Source organism: Acidobacteriota bacterium (assembly GCA_021161905.1).
GTDB lineage: Bacteria > Acidobacteriota > B3-B38 > Guanabaribacteriales > JAGGZT01 > JAGGZT01.
The window spans coordinates 62,350-79,063 of sequence record JAGGZT010000050.1 but is presented as its reverse complement, the minus strand read 5'-3'; the positions used below and the strand labels follow the sequence as shown (position 1 = coordinate 79,063).

17 protein-coding genes and 1 tRNA gene are annotated in these 16,714 nt (G+C 51.7%); 6 read left to right on the top strand and 12 right to left on the bottom strand.

Going from position 1 to position 16,714, the window contains the following annotated elements; genetic code table 11:
* Positions 1-157: 157 nt before the first annotated feature.
* From J7L64_06940 to J7L64_06920, 5 genes are all read right to left on the bottom strand, one after another.
* Positions 158-247: transfer RNA gene (locus J7L64_06940), tRNA-Ser, on the bottom strand.
* A gap of 46 nt (positions 248-293) precedes the next feature.
* Entirely contained in the window at positions 294-2,744 is a 2,451-nt protein-coding gene (locus J7L64_06935; GenBank protein ID MCD6452076.1) for a hypothetical protein, read from the bottom strand.
* Between the two features lie 34 nt (positions 2,745-2,778).
* Entirely contained in the window at positions 2,779-3,513 is a 735-nt protein-coding gene (locus J7L64_06930) for an NAD-dependent deacylase (GenBank protein ID MCD6452075.1), read from the bottom strand.
* A gap of 7 nt (positions 3,514-3,520) precedes the next feature.
* Positions 3,521-4,084, bottom strand: a complete 564-nt coding sequence (locus tag J7L64_06925; GenBank protein MCD6452074.1) for an LOG family protein — start codon at positions 4,082-4,084, stop codon at positions 3,521-3,523.
* A 1-nt stretch (position 4,085) separates the two neighbouring features.
* Positions 4,086-4,697 carry a hypothetical protein gene (locus tag J7L64_06920; GenBank protein MCD6452073.1) on the bottom strand — a complete coding sequence of 204 codons (612 nt, stop codon included), beginning with the start codon at positions 4,695-4,697 and terminating at the stop codon, positions 4,086-4,088.
* Positions 4,698-4,760: 63 nt separating this feature from the next.
* Between J7L64_06920 and J7L64_06915 the strand changes: the two genes are divergently transcribed.
* The 6 genes from J7L64_06915 to J7L64_06890 are packed head-to-tail and all read left to right on the top strand — an operon-like array spanning position 4,761 to position 9,713.
* A complete protein-coding gene (locus J7L64_06915; GenBank protein ID MCD6452072.1) occupies positions 4,761-5,591 on the top strand; it encodes a DUF4292 domain-containing protein in 831 nt (276 codons plus the stop codon).
* A 1-nt stretch (position 5,592) separates the two neighbouring features.
* Entirely contained in the window at positions 5,593-6,285 is a 693-nt protein-coding gene (locus tag J7L64_06910) for an ABC transporter ATP-binding protein (GenBank protein ID MCD6452071.1), read from the top strand.
* Between the two features lie 5 nt (positions 6,286-6,290).
* A complete protein-coding gene (locus tag J7L64_06905) occupies positions 6,291-6,623 on the top strand; it encodes a hypothetical protein (GenBank protein MCD6452070.1) in 333 nt (110 codons plus the stop codon).
* Positions 6,607-7,290 (top strand): outer membrane lipoprotein carrier protein LolA, encoded by a 684-nt coding sequence (locus J7L64_06900; GenBank protein MCD6452069.1) that lies wholly within the window; start codon positions 6,607-6,609, stop codon positions 7,288-7,290. The genes J7L64_06905 and J7L64_06900 overlap by 17 nt, the downstream gene beginning before the upstream one ends.
* 57 nt (positions 7,291-7,347) lie before the next feature.
* On the top strand, positions 7,348-8,901 hold the full coding sequence (locus J7L64_06895) for a tetratricopeptide repeat protein (protein ID MCD6452068.1): 1,554 nt from the start codon (positions 7,348-7,350) through the stop codon (positions 8,899-8,901).
* The gene (locus tag J7L64_06890) at positions 8,898-9,713 is read left to right on the top strand and encodes a phosphatase PAP2 family protein (protein MCD6452067.1); all 816 of its coding nucleotides are present in this window, start codon (positions 8,898-8,900) and stop codon (positions 9,711-9,713) included. Before J7L64_06895 ends, J7L64_06890 begins: the two co-directional genes overlap by 4 nt.
* 7 nt (positions 9,714-9,720) lie before the next feature.
* Here the strand turns inward: J7L64_06890 and J7L64_06885 are convergent, their stop codons facing one another.
* From J7L64_06885 to J7L64_06855, 7 genes are read right to left on the bottom strand one after another with little or no spacing between them, the layout of a single operon-like run.
* Entirely contained in the window at positions 9,721-10,884 is a 1,164-nt protein-coding gene (locus tag J7L64_06885) for a zeta toxin family protein (GenBank protein ID MCD6452066.1), read from the bottom strand.
* Positions 10,885-10,895: 11 nt separating this feature from the next.
* On the bottom strand, positions 10,896-11,363 hold the full coding sequence (locus J7L64_06880) for a CBS domain-containing protein (GenBank protein MCD6452065.1): 468 nt from the start codon (positions 11,361-11,363) through the stop codon (positions 10,896-10,898).
* A gap of 5 nt (positions 11,364-11,368) precedes the next feature.
* Positions 11,369-12,625: a 2,3-bisphosphoglycerate-independent phosphoglycerate mutase gene (locus tag J7L64_06875; protein MCD6452064.1), complete on the bottom strand. Its 1,257-nt coding sequence runs from the start codon at positions 12,623-12,625 to the stop codon at positions 11,369-11,371.
* Complete coding sequence (locus tag J7L64_06870) at positions 12,615-13,544, bottom strand: Ppx/GppA family phosphatase (GenBank protein ID MCD6452063.1); 930 nt, start codon at positions 13,542-13,544, stop codon at positions 12,615-12,617. The genes J7L64_06875 and J7L64_06870 overlap by 11 nt, the downstream gene beginning before the upstream one ends.
* A gap of 2 nt (positions 13,545-13,546) precedes the next feature.
* The gene (locus tag J7L64_06865; protein ID MCD6452062.1) at positions 13,547-14,209 is read right to left on the bottom strand and encodes a hypothetical protein; all 663 of its coding nucleotides are present in this window, start codon (positions 14,207-14,209) and stop codon (positions 13,547-13,549) included.
* A complete protein-coding gene (locus tag J7L64_06860; GenBank protein ID MCD6452061.1) occupies positions 14,202-15,302 on the bottom strand; it encodes a Na/Pi symporter in 1,101 nt (366 codons plus the stop codon). Before J7L64_06860 ends, J7L64_06865 begins: the two co-directional genes overlap by 8 nt.
* Before the next feature lie 46 nt (positions 15,303-15,348).
* The gene (locus J7L64_06855; GenBank protein MCD6452060.1) at positions 15,349-16,698 is read right to left on the bottom strand and encodes a TldD/PmbA family protein; all 1,350 of its coding nucleotides are present in this window, start codon (positions 16,696-16,698) and stop codon (positions 15,349-15,351) included.
* Between the last annotated feature and the right edge of the window lie 16 nt (positions 16,699-16,714).

Here is a 16,714-nt window from a genome sequence, read left to right as displayed (position 1 = left end):
ATACCAAATTTAAGTCAAAAAAACCACCTTTTAAATCTATCCTTATTAGAAATATTACCCAACGAGAACAAATCACTTGGCTATTTTGTGTTACCAGCTGAACACGATCAGGAAGAGCAAAAGCTGAAGAAGACCCCCATAAACAGCGGTAGAAAACTGGCGGAGAGGGAGGGATTCGAACCCTCGGTGCGGTTTCCCGCACACACGCTTTCCAAGCGTGCTCCTTCGGCCTCTCGGACACCTCTCCGCCGAGGCTTACCGGCTCTTAATTATAACGGGATAAGCCCGGTTAGTCAACCTCCCCTTCCCCCCAACCTCCCTCCTCGGCACAAGAAAACTACTGCACCAAGAAGGTAAACAAGGGATGCGCTGATAACCACCGAAAGAAACCCGAACCACATCGCAATAATGATGGCGAGAACCGAGGCGAGGACAGAAGCCCCGCCATTTACTCCCCACGCCCAGGGGATGAGGTTTATCCGCCTCTCTTTAAGTATCCTGAGTCCCGAGGGGAAGGGCATTCCCATAAAGAAGGAAAGGGGTGCCAACAGCCCTATACTCAACAGGATGCGGAAGGAAATCCCCTCCTTGAGAAAATGTTCAACGATGGGAGGAAGAAATTTAACATAAGAAAGAAGGATAGCGCTTACCATGACAACGCTCAGTAAGATCACTCGTGGAGGACTAAGCCCCATCCTCCCGCTCACATAGCTTCCCAATCCAGAGAAAACGAGTAGAGTAGTAAGCACCACGGAGATGGAGTAGATGGGATGCCCAAGGAAGAGAACCAGCTTCTGCATCAACCCTATCTCCACAAACATAAATCCCACCCCTAAGGCTATGAAATAAATGCTCACCGCTCCCGCCCCTTTACTTGTCAGTCCCTTCCGCTGATGGAAGTAAAGGGGAAGGATGATTAGAATAACGACCACAAGAGAGGCGATGGCAAAAAGGAAATAGAGGGTAAACAGGGGCCAATTCCCCCTAATGGTGAAGCCCTCTATCTTGAAAATGTCGGTAACTCGATTGTACTCGAAGAAGAAGGGTCTATCATCCCATACCGGTCGCACATTGTAGCGATAGGTATCGAAGAAGCGATAAATATCCCCTTGCGAAAAGGAGGAAAAGAGGTGATTGAATACCCTGGATGCCTGAAGGAGATGTTCGTCATCGATCTGAGAGTAATACCCCCTTTCAAGCCTTTCTTGCTCTTCTTTGGGGAATACCTTGGGGAAGAAGATGATCGTACTACCACTTCTCTTACAGAATTCGAGCAATCTTTTCACCTCTTCCTGGCTGAAAGCGGTTCGCTTGAAGAGAGAGACCGCCCAGCCACCGCCCTTTTGCGCCGAGACGAAGACATTCCGCTCTGGATGGGAAACACCAAGCTCGCGGTAAGCAAAGAGGGCGAGGGAGCTTAGCCGTAAGACCTCCCGGGGCGGAAAGAGGAACCAGCGGTTTATCGAAAGGATCCCATCCTTTTTAAGGTGATGGAAGTAATCACGAAAAGCCTCCACTGTATAGAGGTAGTTTTCGGAAAGGACATAGGCACCGGAGGAAAGGGCAGCAAAGGTATCTATCGCATTTATCTGGATGATATCGTATTGCCCCTTATCCCGCTTGATGAAGCTTCTTCCCTCCCTGTTATAAGGGATGACCCTTTTTCCGTCGAAATTGATCCCGTTGAAATCGTTGTACCTTTTGGTAGTAAGCTCGAAGATGGCACGATTGATCTCCACCGCCTTCACCCTCCTCGCTTCAAAGGCGATGGCGCTCATCACATCTATCCCCCCTCCCATACCGATAACCAGCACCTCGGGTCTCTTCCTTATCACATAAGACGCATTGAAGTTACCCACATCCCCTCTCTTCTTTGCCCTCTCCTTCAGCAAATCGAAGAAACGAGCGGAAAAGATGGGGGTAAGGGCATCGCCATCGATGGTTATGACCTTGTAGTCAGTGGGACGAAACTCGCTCAGGTAGTAAAGGAGATGTCGTTTGTTATCCTCCACCAGATCTATCCGGGCTATTGGGGTCCAACGGGAAACGAGAACCCGGGATTCCGGGTAAAGGAAGTGATTGGTAAACTTACCGAGATATTTGTATCCCTCCGGGCGAACCTTTAGGACAAGGTTAGCCAAGGGAGTAAAGAGGAGGAAAAACAGAAGGAAAACCAAGGATAATCTCCTTTCCTTCCTATCCAGGGTAAAAAGGAAGGCGGAAACAGCCCCCATCAATGCGAGCAAAAATAGCAGTTTTGGGGCACCGAGGGGCTCAATGAGAAAGATGAAGAGAACCGCCCCTACCCCTGAGCCAACCATATTGGCGAAGTAGAGGCGGTTTATCCTCTCACTAAATCCGGTAAATACGAGTGAAACCGCAAGGCCAGCGAAGAAAAAGGGGATAACCAGCAGGTTATAGGAGATCACCAGCTTAGCGAAAACGCTGAGCCTACTTCCTATGGTGGGCAAAAGGGTCATAAGGAAAACAGCGGAGGGAAGAGAAAGAGCGTAAAGCAGTGAGGATAGAGAAAGAACGGTCTCCCGCCTCCTCAGAAGCTTTTCCGAAAAGATGGAGAGAAAAGCCCCGGCGATGCCAAACCCAAGAAGGGCAATGGTCACCGTAAGGTATACCAGATGGTTCCAGAAGATTACCGAGAGTATCCGCGTTTGAAGAAGCTCAAAGGAAAGAAGGGAAACAGAAATGAGGAAAACCGCGAGATAAAGCCTCCCTTTGTCGAACATTTAATCCCCCTTTCTCTTAACGGATTATCCTAATTCAACTTATCCTCCTCCTCACCTCGAGGAGGAGCTTAGGAAGGACAACGCCGGCGCTCCCCTCAAGAAAATAATGAGAAATACCGGCAGCCAGCACCGTTTGCTCCTGGTTTATCTCAACTATCACCGCCCCTTCCCTTTTAGCGATTAAGGGAAGAGAGGCAGCAGGATAAACCACCGCCGAGGTCCCAATTACGAAAAACAACCGAGAGGATGAAGCCTCGGCAAGTGCGGCGGAAAAAGCCTCCTCAGGGAGGGGTTCGCCGAAGAAGACCACATCAGGGCGAAGGATACCCCCGCAGGGGCAGCGTGGGGGAAGGGTTAAGAGAAGATCCGGGGAGATGGGAAACACCTTTCGGCACTCGGTGCAGATGAGCCTATCCCCGCTTCCGTGTAGCTCTATCACCTTTTTCGATCCTGCCCGCTGATGAAGACCGTCTATGTTCTGGGTAATGACCGAGGAGAGAAGTCCAAGCCTTTCAAGCTCAGCCAAAGCGAGGTGGGCTGGATTGGGCTTCGCCCTTATGAGGAGCTCCATCATCTCCTTTAGCATCTGCCAGACCTTAGCCGGGTCTCGATTGAACGCCTCGATAGTAGCGTATTCTTCGGGATCGTAGCGCGACCACAACCCCTCTCGCCCCCGAAACGGCGGTATCCCCGATTCCACCGAGATCCCTGCCCCGGTGAGGGCGGAGGCGGGTTGAGCTTCAAGCAATCTCTCCGCTACCTCAGAGATGAGGTCATTATTGACCAATCTCCTTCTCCCTTAAAGACACAAGATAATCCCCTATTTCCTCCGCCATTCCATCGAAATCAGCATCAGGTCCCACCCGCTCAAGCATTCTTCTTTTCGCCTCATCCCTTTCTTCCCTCATCAACTTCTCCCAGATGGGAAGCGCCGTTCCCTCCCCCCTTCCTATGGGGAGAAGCGGTTTTCCAAGGCGAATTACCTGCTCCATCTCATCGAGCGTCCCTTCTCCGCCAGATACGGCAATGAAGTAATCGGCAAATCTTGCAAGCTCCCTTCGCCTCTCCCTCCAATCTCTCCCCCGGTGGATAACCCTCCCATAGGGGTGGATCGGGGGAATCCCAAAAGGAAGAAGGGAGATGATGAAATCATCGATGCTCATCCCCTGCTTCCTAAGCCACTCCGCCGCTCCGCGCGAGGCGAGCTCTCCCACCCCGGAAACGCCGCCAGTTACCAAGATAAAGCCCCGGGAAACTATCACCCTTCCCAAAACAAGGGAAAACTCCTCCACCTCCGGAACCTCTATCCTTCTTCCTCCAAGAACCCCTACCTTGATCATCCTAAAAGAAGCTAACCATCACCCCTCCTATTGCCCCAATGACAAGGAGAGGACGAACGAGCCTTTCATCGGAAAGGATGACACGAGCCCCTAAATAGAGGATGAGAAACTTAATCACCAATGGGAGCAAAAGGGGATTCACCCTTACCGCCTTCTCACCCAGATAGCTATTGACCCGGATAACGAGCAGAGAAAAGATAGGAATGAAGAGGGAAGCAAGGAAAAAGGTGTAATCAAGCTCCCTAAACCTACGCCATAATCTCAACCGTATTAGCTCGATCAAAGTCACTACCAAAAGTAAAAGAAAGAGGATATTACTGAAGGAAAGAACACCCCCTTGACCAGTGTTCTTCAGCCCATAGAAGAAAAGAAAGGCAAAAGGAATGAGGGAAAAGATCGCCCCCTCCCTTTTCGTCCGGGACGAAAAAACGGCAATGACGATCACGAAAAGAAAGAAACAGGAAAGCACCTTCATCCCAGGAGAGAGAGCACCCCTCCCGAAAAGCGGTAAGAGGAACGATCCGGAAAAAAGAGCAAAGAGAACATACCGCATCAGTAGCATCCCCCTTCCTCCGTAGTATACCCAATAGAAGGGGAAAGATTCCAGCTTCAAACTTTATCCGTTGACATAGGAGGGGTCCTTAAATATAATAAGGGAGTTTTTCAGGAGAAGGAAATGAGAAGGTTTATTTTACTAATTTTGCTACCGTTTCTCATATCTTGTGCTCCCAAAATCATCCCTAAAGGGGCTCCTCTGCCCAGCTATAAGAAAGCCACCCTTCCCGAGCTAATAGAAAAGATCAACGAGCGCAATCAGAGGATACACTCCCTCATCGCTTCGCTTAGGATTGAGTTTAAGCCAGCACCATCTGCCAAGTTCCTCGCCTGTAGCGCCCGGATGCTCCTTATGAAACCGAATAAGATCCGACTGAAAGGATACAAACCCCTTCTTCCCACCTTCTTCCTTCTGGTATCCGATGGAGAGAGCTACTGGTTCGCTATCCCTTCGCGAAAGAAGGTCTATACCGGCAGAGCCGATATCCCCTCGCCCCTAAAGGTATTATCCTCAGGAACGGGCACGGAAGAGATGGTGCGATTAAAACCCAAGGCGATTATAGACGCCCTCCTCCTCGACAAGATCCAACTGGGGGAAAACAAATACGCCTTCCTTGATATTTTACCCAATTTTTATATAATCAATGTGGTAAAGAAAGACAGCGACGGGCTTCACAGTGAGCGGCGGATTTGGATCGAGCGGAAGGAGCTTACCATAGAACATCATCAACTATTCGACGAGCGGGGTCGGTTGGTAAGTGAAGTTTACTTCCGGAATTACCGTGATTGCGGGGCGATCCTTTTCCCTAAATTGGTCTTTATAAAAAGGCCCTTTGAGAGGGTAAATCTCAGGCTTACTTTTGGGAATATCAAGGTAAACGAGGAGATATCTCCTGATGCCTTCAACTATCAGGTTCCCCCTGATATGGAGATAGTAAAGGAAGAAAGGTAAGATGGAGAACGATATAGTACTAAAGACGGAGAACCTACGGAAGGTCTATAGGGTGGGGAAAATAGAGATCCATGCCCTGAAGGGGGTGGATTTAGCGATAAAACGGGGTGAATTCGTCTCTATTGTTGGTCCTTCAGGGTGCGGCAAGTCAACCCTTCTCTACCTTATGGGGGGAATGGCAAAACCCACCGCGGGGAAGGTCATAGTAGATGGGATTGAGCTTTCGAGCGTAGATGAGAATGTCAGGGCGAGGATAAGGAGGAAGAAGATCGGCTTCGTCTTTCAGATGTTCAACCTTTTTCCCACACTCACCGCCCTGGGTAACCTTGAGATCGCGATGCAGATCGCAAACGAGGGAAGAAGTGATAAAGAGAAGGCGCTGAGACTACTTGAGCTCGTCGGGCTGAAAAACAAGGTAAAACACAAACCGCTCGAGCTTTCGATGGGAGAGCAACAAAGAGTGGCTATCGCCCGGGCGCTAATCAACGAGCCGGATATCATCCTGGCAGATGAGCCTACCGGCAACCTCGACTCCGCCAACTCCGATATAATAATAGACCTTCTCCGGGAGTTAAACGAACGGCTTAATCAAACCATCGTTATGATAACCCACAACCTCGAAGCCGCCTACCGGGCTGACCGGCAGATATATATGAAAGATGGGCGGATCATCCATCCTTCGGAACTGGAGTAATTACGATGCCATCGAAGAAGATGTTCAAAGGGATGGGTAAGGTCATCTTCTGGTCATACGGAAGGAAGGGGTGGCAGTACGACCTTATGGCGGGAGCGATCTTCCTTCTCGTCGTCTTATTCCCCTACGGGAAGGAACTGAATGGAATCGAGCCCAAAGGAAGATGGAGCCGGGTGGAGCTAAAGGTAGAGAAAGAGGGACTTCCTCTTCACTTTAGAAAGATTGCGAGCTCAAGGGTGGTAAGGAAGATAGAGCCGATCACCTCAGAAGAAGGTGAGATCGTAGGTTATAAGCTTTTATTTGAAAAAAGGGGAAAGAAAGGTGAAAGTAAGAGGTAAGCCCTATTTACTCCTCTTTGTATCCTTACCCCTCATTCTCCTTTTAGGAGGAGGAAAGGAAGGAGAAAAACTTACCCCTTCGCTCATCCTCAAGAAGATGAGCCAGGCGGAAAAGCAGATGAGCACCTTTACCGCCTCCTTCAAGGAAGAAAGGAGTTATGCCTACGATCCAACGAAGGAGCGTCTCTCAGGAAAGATATACTACAAAAAACCAGGAAGGATACGCTGGGACTACCTCAATCCAACAAAGAAGGAGATAGTGGTAACCCCGAAGCGAGCCTGGATCTATCTCCCAGACGCCAACCAGGTTCAGCTGATAAAGTTCAGCGGTAAGACGAAGTTCACCTCTCTCCCCATCGGTTTTGGTGGACCCTCCCCTACGGTGAACAGGGATTATGAGCTAAACCTTCTTCCCCGGAAGGATGGGCTCATCCCCCTTGAACTCATCCCGAAGAAAAAAACAGAGGCTTCCTACTACTATCGAAAGATCGTCATCTATCTCGATCCCGCAAGGTGGCTTCCCGCCTCCCGAATAGAGCTATTTGAGATAACGGGCGATACCACCACCTTCGCCCTGGAGAACATCTCCCTGAATAAAAAGATACCCTCAAAACTCTTCTCCTTTAAGTTCCCTAAAGGAGTGGAAATAATCGACTACACCAAGTAATCCCTTTTTTCTTTCAAAGCAATCCCTCCTATGATATAAAAAAGGAGAGGTATAAAGATGAAGGAAGGGTTTACCTTAGAGCCGATACTTGACGCCGAGCTCTCCACTCTGATCGAGAAAACGAAGAGGGAGCCGGACAACGCGGAGCTCCTCGCCCAGATCTCGTTTGAATGTAGCCTAAGGCGGATGAACGAGGAGGCAATGGATTACGCCAAGAGGGCGCTCGAGCTCGATCCCCAAAGGTTCGATGCCTCATGGGAACTCATCAACGCTTACGCCCTTCTCGATCTCCCCCTTGAGGAGCTGGTGGAAGGCTATCAGCAGGAAGCGATAAAGCATCCGGAAAAGGTGGAGCCTTTTCTCAAACTTGGGCTCATCTATCACTATCTCGGGGAGGAGGAAGAAGCAGGGGAGATGGTAGAGAAGGTGAGAATGAGGGATAAGAACAATCCCCGGGCTCACGAAATAGTGGGCCTCCTCGCCTACTCCCGGGAGGAGTTCGACAAAGCGATAGCAGAGCTTCAAGAAGCGGCAAAGGCTCTTCCCGACCCACGGGTCCACCTTATGCTGGGACACTCCTATTTCGAGAAGGGGGAGCTCGACAAATCCGCCCTCTCCTATAGAAAGAGCGTGGAGATCAACAAGAACTTCGCCCCCGGTTGGCTTGGATTAGCCCGTCTTCTTTTAAGCGAGGAGGAAAACTTCCCCCTGGCGCGGAGGCTCATCTCCCAGAGTCTGATGATAAATCCCCGTTTTTTCGAAGCCTACTTCACCTTAGCCGATTACTATTTAGGACATAAGAAATACTACCAGGCGATAGCCTGTTATCTCAGTGTGGTAGAACTATCTCCTCCTCCCTTTACCCTTGCCGAGGCGCACACCGAAGCAGGTTATCTCTTTTCCCTCTTGAGCCAGGACAAGCTCGCTCTCCACCACTATTCCCTCGCCAATAAAGCTGATCCGGACTACCCCTTAGCCTACCACCATTCGGGTACCATCTTCCTCAAGAATAAGGAATACAGAAAGGCAGAAAGAAGTTTCCAAAAGGCGATCGAACTCGCCCCCGATTTCCCCTGGCCCTATACCAAACTTGGCTTTACCTATCTCGAACGGGAGAATTACAACAAAGCGGAAGAGTATTTCAGGAAGGCGCTCGAGCTCGATCCTGAAGAGTACTGGGCTTACCTCGGTCTCGCCGATGTAGCAAGGAAAAGGGGTGATGTAGATGCTCAGCTCTCCTATTCCTTGAAAGCAAAGGAGTTAGCAGAGGAGGATAGCGATGTGAGGAACTATCTCGGCATCGCCTACGAATGCAAGAAGGACTACCTCGCAGCAATAGCAGAGTACGAAAGGGCGCTTGAACTCGATCCCTACAACCGGTCGGCGGCTAACAACCTCGGCTTTCTCTATGAAAAGCTGATGGAGGAAACACAATCCCAAGAGTTCAAGGAGAAGGCGATAAAAGCCTGGCGACAACGGCTCCTCATCTGCAGAGACACCTCCCAATCGACAGAGGGGGCGATCAACCACCTGAAGAAGCTGGGAGTGGACGAGGCAACCATAGAAAAATGGCTTGCAAGTGGAGATATAAACAGGAAAGGGCATAGATGATCCTTCCTCCTTCATCGCCCCCACCACCCAAGCTGGACCTGAAGGATCTCATAAAGCATTTAAATACCCCTGCAATAGCCTTCAGGGTAGAAAGGGCGGACGAGCGGGGATACTACTTGGCGCATTTAAGAAGAAAACCCCTTAAGGAAAGGAAAGATAAGGATGCCAGTGGTTCCCCTATAATCAATGGGCTTAAAGGAAGTTTCACCGGGGATAGTCTCATAATCTGGGGGATCGGAGGAGGAGCTACCTTAGCCGTCTATCCCGCTGACGATAGTATCAGGGAATATGTGATAAGGACATCCCCCCTTGGTGATCCCTGTCAGGGGATCTCCGACTGGGGGGAACGAGTGGCTATCTTCTCCTTCATCCCTTTCCTCGCCATCGGTGGGTGTGGGGGGAAACCGCGAGAACTAAAGGTGGCTTATGCGTTGATAGAGGCTCATCTCCTCGCCGGGGCGATAACCCAGGGGTTGAAGTTTGGCATAGGAAGGGAAAGACCCGACGGGGGGGACCACAGCTTCCCCTCAGGGCATACCTCTGCTTCCTTCACCTTCGCCTCGGTAATCGCCGAGTTCTATGGAGTTAAAGGGGGGATACCTGCCTACCTCCTCGCTTCACTGGTCGCCCTCTCCCGCATTGAGCTGAACAAACATCACCCTTCAGATGTCATCTTCGGAGCAACCATCGGCATAGCCGTTGGGCGTGCCTTCGCCCGGGCTAATATGGATAAAAAGGAGGAGAAATCTTCACTTCTCATCCCTTATCCCCGCCGAGGAGGGGGAGGGGTTGCCCTGCTAATAAGATTTTGATCCTTTCCTAAGAGACGACCCTCCTCTCACTACGGAGAAGAAAGCCGGCGACGATCCTGATTATCGCTCGAACGGAATGCTCAAAATCGAGGTTGTTCACAATGGGAACATCCTCTTGTTCTGCCCGTTCGATTATGTAATCCTGGATCTTGAGGATGGAATCAAAGTTGGCTAAATACCTCTCGAATTGACGGGTTGGAGCGATCTGCTGCCGGAGAAGGAACCGCTGACGGTAATGATCCTTCTCCAATACCACCACCACCAAAGGAATGATATGAGCTTTGTTCCGGTACTCATCCCAGTTGACCAGCCCGGGGACAAGATGAACACCATCGATTATCATATTGTAGTTCTCCTCAACCGCCCGGTCGATGAGCGCCTTTACCCCCACGGAGACCCTTATCGCCTGCTCCCTGAAGGCAACGATGACCGGATCGCTCTCCTCCGCCAGGGGGTAGACGAGGTCCTTCCAGGCATCGTAAGATGATGAGTGAATTGAGGGAAGGAGCTCCTGGGAGAACATAATCCGCATAATCTGGCGCACGGAATCGGTGGAGATCATCCTGATTATGCCCATCCGGTGGGCTACCTCGGCAGAAAGGGAGGTCTTTCCGGCACCGGTTGCCCCTCCGATAAGGATGATCACCGGTTTCTCCGGAAGTTGATACTTCCTCCATACGAGGTATCGCTCGGCATATTCTTCACCGTACTTCCGCTTTATCGTATCGTAGGCGAGGTTCCGCAACTTGTGGCGGGATATCCTCCTCACCCCTTCACGGATTAGATACGATTCTATCTCCATCGCCGCCTCATAGGCACGGCTGTAATCGAGCCCCGAAGCGAGGATCGACTGGGAAAGTATCCCCTTGGAGAAGGGGATGGAAAGGTCCACCCCCTCAACGAGGATGGGCGTTGGGACCTCCTTGCCCCGGAGGTATCTCTCGGCAAGGTTCTTCCCGAATCTCTCCTTCAAGATGCTCGCCACCCTCTTCTTCAGCTCGTTCGCCTTTATCTTCCCCTTTCTCTCCAGCTCGTCCCTCACCAAAGTCGCCACCTTATAGGCATCGTCGAAGGAGAGCCCAAGATCCATAAGGGATTGGACCATAATCCCCCGGAGGAAGGGCATCCTTTCACCATCCTTTATTACATAGATTATCTTATCCCTCCTCATAGGCTACCTCGTCAAAAGGTTATCCCATAATTGACTATCGCCCTTACGATCTCCTCCTGGCTCACCACCCCTACCACCAACCTCCCCTTAACCACCGGGAGATAATGGATGTTGTGCTCCATCATAAGGCGACAGATCTCCACCACCGGGGTCTCCTCGGTAATCACCACTACATCGGTGGTCATCACCTCCTCCACTCGACTAACCCGGGAGAGCTCCTTGAGTTTATCTCGAGAGCGAAAGGGGCGCGAGGTATAGAGGTCGTAGATATCGCCGTAATCGGAAAGCCCCATCGTTTGCGGAAGCGATAGATAGAGGATATCGCGTCGGGAGACCACCCCCACCAACTCCCCTTTTCCATTTACCACCGGCACCCATCCCAACGCCTGCTCCGAGAAGATGCGGAGGAGTTCGTCGATCCCAAGATAGAGGGGTACGGTAATGAACTCTCGGCTCATAATCTCGCCTGCACTAAGCATAAAGGCTACCTCCCAAACCGATAGGTCACCCCAAGAAGATCAAGCAGGATGAGGAGGAACTCATTGGCATTTATCCGGGAAAGTCCTCCCCGGGCGCAGGCGCGCTCCCCGTATTCCTTAACCCCATCAGTCAACACATCCTCTCCATATATCAAAACAGGCACCGGATCAGCAGTATGCTCCCGTAAGCGACAGGGGGTGGAATGGTCCGAGGTAACCCCAACATAGAAATTATAAGATCGGGAGACCTCCTTCATTATGAAACCTACCATCCTATCTATCGATTCTATGAACTCAAGCTTGGAAAAAGGATAATCATCATGCCCTAAGATATCAACCCCTTTTATGTGAACAACCACCAGATTATGGTCCTTCAACTTCTCAAGGGCGAGTTCCGCCTTCCCCATAAGGTCGGTATCGATATTGGCGGTGAAGCGATCCGAGGTGAAGGTCTCAAAACCAGCCATCTTGGCGATACCGAGTACCACCGTCTCCCCGGCGATGCAGGCACCTCTGATATTGAACCTCTCCGCTATCCCGCGAGGCTTGATCCTCATTCCTGCCCCTCGGGTGATGATGATGTTCGCCGGAGGAAGTCCCTTCTCCCTCCGCAGTCTGTTTACCGGGTGGTCGGAAAGGATCTTATGAGCTCGGTCGATAAACTCATTGACCAGAGAGGCGGTTCTCTCAGCCGGAGCAAAGCCCGGTATTCTCGACTTCACCCGGTGGATCACCTCCCCCTCCTTATTAGGCCCGGGATCGGAATCGGTTATCTCAGCGGAGAGCCCCCTCCCCCTGAGAACGAGAACCGCCCGATGCTCGGTAGCTTCCCGAAAGATCACCTCGGTTCCGTCAGAAAGCTTCATCCCATTTAGAGAGAAAGCCAATTCTTTCGTCCCCTCCCTTATCCTTCCTGCCCGACGATCAAGTACCCTTAGAGCATCATCAACGGTGGCGAAATTGGCTCGAAGAGCAACATCCCCCTCTTTAAGGGCAAGGTCCACCCCAATCGCCTCGATCGGTCCCCGTCCCCAATATACGGCGAACGGATTATAGCCAAAAAGTCCTAAATGACCCACATCGGTCCCCACCCTTACCCCGGGGGCAAGGGGGTCCATTATCCCGGTGATCCCGGAAGCTGCCAACCGGTCCAAATTGGGAGTGTGAGCTGCCTCGAGCGGGGTAAGCCCACCCAATTCGGCTATGGGGCGATCCCCTAAACCATCGATTATGATGAGCAATGCTCTGGCATCAGCGGTCATCAATCCCCTCCCGCTCAAACTCAGCGATGAGGACACCATGACGCAATCCCCGGCTGGAAACCACTATCTCCTCCTTCCCGAAAAGCTCCATCACTGCGGATAAGATAACCGCCCCCCCAAGGATGATATCCGCCCGGAGAGGATGAAGGTTGAATCTTCTAACCCTCTCCTCAGTAGGAAGTGAGGAGAGAAGCTCTATCATCTCCCTTACCTTCCCTCGAGCCAATACATACCCTTCCACCTTATCCGGGTCGTACTCCCGCCCCCCAAGGGCAAGGTGGGCAAGGCAGGTCGCTGTTCCTCCAACACCAATCACTACCTCCGGCTTCTCCGCTTCAGGAAGCTGGGAAAGAATATCCCTCGCCTCCTTCCTCGCTGCTCTAAGGTCATCGGGAGAAAGGGGGAACTGAGAAAGAAACCGCTCGGTGAGCTTGACGCATCCTATGGGAAGAGATACTACCTCCTTGATCTTGCCCTTATCCCCAAAGATGAACTCGGAGCTTCCTCCACCTAAATCAAGGATGAGAAAATATTTATCACCGATCAAGGAGAGGGAAGAAATCGCCTTGTAGGTGAAATATGCCTCCTCCTCTCCAGATATAACCGAAACATCGAGATGAGATGAGGCACGAACCCGCTCGATGAACTCCAAGGCGTTCTCCACCTCGCGGAGGGCAGCGGTACCAACCGCAATCACCTGCGAGGCACCATAGGAACGGGCAAGGGAGAAAAAATGAGAAACCGCCTCCGCTGTCCTCTTAATCGCTTCAGGGGAAAGCTTCTTCCCCTTCGTAAGTCCTTCGCCGAGGCGGGTCGGTGCCAATGTATCGAGCTCGATGAAAACCTCTCCCCCTCTTTTCTCCCCTACCACCAAATGGACGGAATTGGTTCCGATATCGATCACCCCAAGTTTGCCCATCGCTACCTGGTTACTTCCTCATCGTCGAAGCCGATCTCATCAACCGGCTTCACCACCGCTGAGGCGACATTGGATAGATGGGCAGCTATTCGACGGAAGTACCAGAAAAGAAGGGACAAAGTAGCTCCCAAGCTGGCGGTCGCCTTCTTATCCTCCATCACCTCCCGGATTATCCTCTCGGATTCCTCCTTCACCAGCGGGGAGCGAGTCATCACCTCCCTGCCCTTCTCCACATCCTCATCGACCAGGGCATCGATGGTGAGTCGGAAGAGTTCCACCAGCCTATCCCGAAGCCTCAGGCAATACTCAGCATACCTCCCTGAGAGCAGTCGCTCCTTGGATATCTCACTCAACTCAACGATGCTCTTCGCAAAATCGCCGATCCGCTCAATATCGATCACCACACTCATCAGGGCGAGGCTCGTGGGAAGATCGTGCTCCGGATTGAGGGCGAGATGGGAGATTATCATCCGCCTTATCTCTTTTTCCCCGAGGTTTATCCCTTTGTCCCTCTCCTCAACCTCCTCCTCTGCCACCTCCTTTCCCAAAATGGCATCGGTGGCAAGGAGAAACATCCCGATCTCCTCCTCCAGCATCTCCCGCGCCCGAATGAGGGCTTTTTCGAGAAGCCCCCCCCTCCTTCCTCTAAATAGGGTTTCATTCACCGATCATCCTCCTTAAAAAGATCAAAATTAGAGGCATCACATAAAACACACCAATTATATAAATTATAGCATATCTTCGGGAGACGGCAGCTTTCCTGCCCAATCCCTTAGCCAAAGCGATGGGGATCCTTCGGAGCTTAGGGATGGGGAAGAAAAGAAGGATACCCGAGATGTTGAAGAAAAGATGGGCTAAAGCAACGCTTACCGCAGTGCTGCTTCCTGTAACGAGGGAGGCGAGAAGGGCGGTAACGGTGGTCCCCACATTGGCACCCAAGGTATAGGGGAATATCGCCTCCACAGTGAGAATACCCGCCCCTACCATCGGAACAACCAAAGAAGTGGCAACGGAACTGCTCTGGATAATGGCGGTAATTATAAGCCCAAGTACCATACTGAGGAGGGCATTCCCAAAGAGATAACGGTGGAAGAACCTCTCCACCCGAAGTAGCACCAGCTTCCGCATAAAGATGACGATATAGCGAAGGGCGATAAAGAGAAAGAGAAAGGCGAGAATGGCTAAAGGAAGAGGATTCCGGGATGCAAGCCGGATGAAAAAATCCACAGCCGGAGAAACGATGACCTTCAGGGGACTGGTGAAGGTGAACCCCGTTCCTCCAGAGAAGAAGGCAGAAGTCGCCGAGGAGAGCCGTTCTAAATACCTGGTGTAATATTCGAGGGGGAGGAGGATCGCTGCAGTCAAGAGATTGAAAAAATCGTGAGCGGTGGCACCGGCAAAGGCGCGGCGGAACTCCTCCCTCCTTCTCAAATGTCCTAAGGAAACAAGGGTATTGGTAACGGTGGTTCCCACATTGGCGCCCATCACAATGGGGATAGCATTCCTCAGGGAAAGGGCACCCCCCGCTACCAAGCCCACCACGGTAGAGGTGGTCACCGATGAACTCTGTACCAGCGAGGTCGCTAAGATACCGATTATCAGCCCTATCAGGGGGTCAGAGGTGGTAGCGATAAGCTGTTCCGCAAAGGATCGTCCCGCCAGCTTAAAGGAAGCACCGAGAAGCTCAATGCTTACAAAAAAGAGATAGAGAAAGAAAGCTACCGCTAAAATCCTGAGAAGAACCCGAACTCTTTTCATAAAATCCCTCGCTTTCTCCGGCGCTCGAGTTAAACTAAAGAGTAAATCACCCGCTACCCGCTACGGTGAGCTTGGCGAACTTTAAGCTGGGAGCGGAGATATCCCTTGTCAACTTGAGATCGGAGCCAACCGCCTCCACCTCTTTAAGCATATTCTTCATATTGCCGGCAACGGTTATCTCCTCCACCGGATAGGCGAGCTCACCATTCACGATCCAGATACCTGCGGCACCGCGGGAGAAATCACCGGTTACCGGGTTAGCACCGAAGCCGAACATACTGGTGAGGTAGAGCCCTTCCTTCACGCTTTTTATCATCTCTTTAGGGTCCGCATCTCCCGCTTCGAGGTAGAAGTTGGTGTATCCCACTCCGGGTGGCGAGGTCAACCCTCTGGTGGCGTTCCCTGTAGTCTTCGCTTTAAGCTTCTTCGCGGTATAGGTGTTGTGAAGGAAGGTCTCAAGTACCCCCTTATCGAAAACCTTCTTCTTATAGGTGGCTACCCCCTCTCCATCAAAGGGGATGGAGCCAAGCCCTTTGGGGATGAGGGGATCATCGATAACGGTGATCGAGGAAGCAGCAACCTTCTTCCCCAGCTGATCGGCAAGGAAGGAGGCATGCTGATAAACCGAACTCCCGGACACAGCGGAGAATATCGCCGAGAGGAAATCCGCTGCCATAAGGGGATCGAAGATCACCGGCACATGCTTGGTGGCTACCTTCCTCGGATTGAGCTTCCTCACCACCCGCTCTCCAGCGGTCCTCCCCACCACCTCGGGCTTCTCCAGAAGGGAGAGATCACGCACCGCCGAGAACCAATAATCGACCTGCTTCTTCCCCTTCTCCTCAGCGACCGGAGCGGCAGAGATGCTTATGACACTTCCCCGATAACTCCCGGAAAATCCAGCCGAGTTGACCAGATAAACGGTGCCGATGCTGGTGCTACAGCTTCCCCCCTCGGAGTTCACGATCCTCTTATCGTAAGAGAGCGCCGCCTCCTCGCATCTCTTAGCCAGCTCTATTTTCTTTGCCGGAGGGAGCTCGGCTATATTGGGATCGTATAAGGATAGATCAGGGATCCTCTTGGGATAGAGGCTCGGATCGGGGAGGGAGACGAGCTCATCCCTCTCCATATATCTCGCCATCGCCACCGCATCCCTGGCAAAGGTGGCGAGGGCTTTTTCCGAAAGGTCCGAGGTATAATTGATGGCTACCTTCTTACCAACGATCACCCGGAGGCTAAGCGCCCTCCTCCTCGCCTGCTTCAGGTTCTCCACCTTGCCCAGTCGTACCTCTACCTCGAACTCCTCCCGCTCTATGGCATAGCACTCCGCCTCAGAGGCTCCAGACCTTTGAGCCATCTTCACTACCTTTTGAGCCAATTCTTTAAGTTCGCTCATTTTCCTCCTCCTTCAC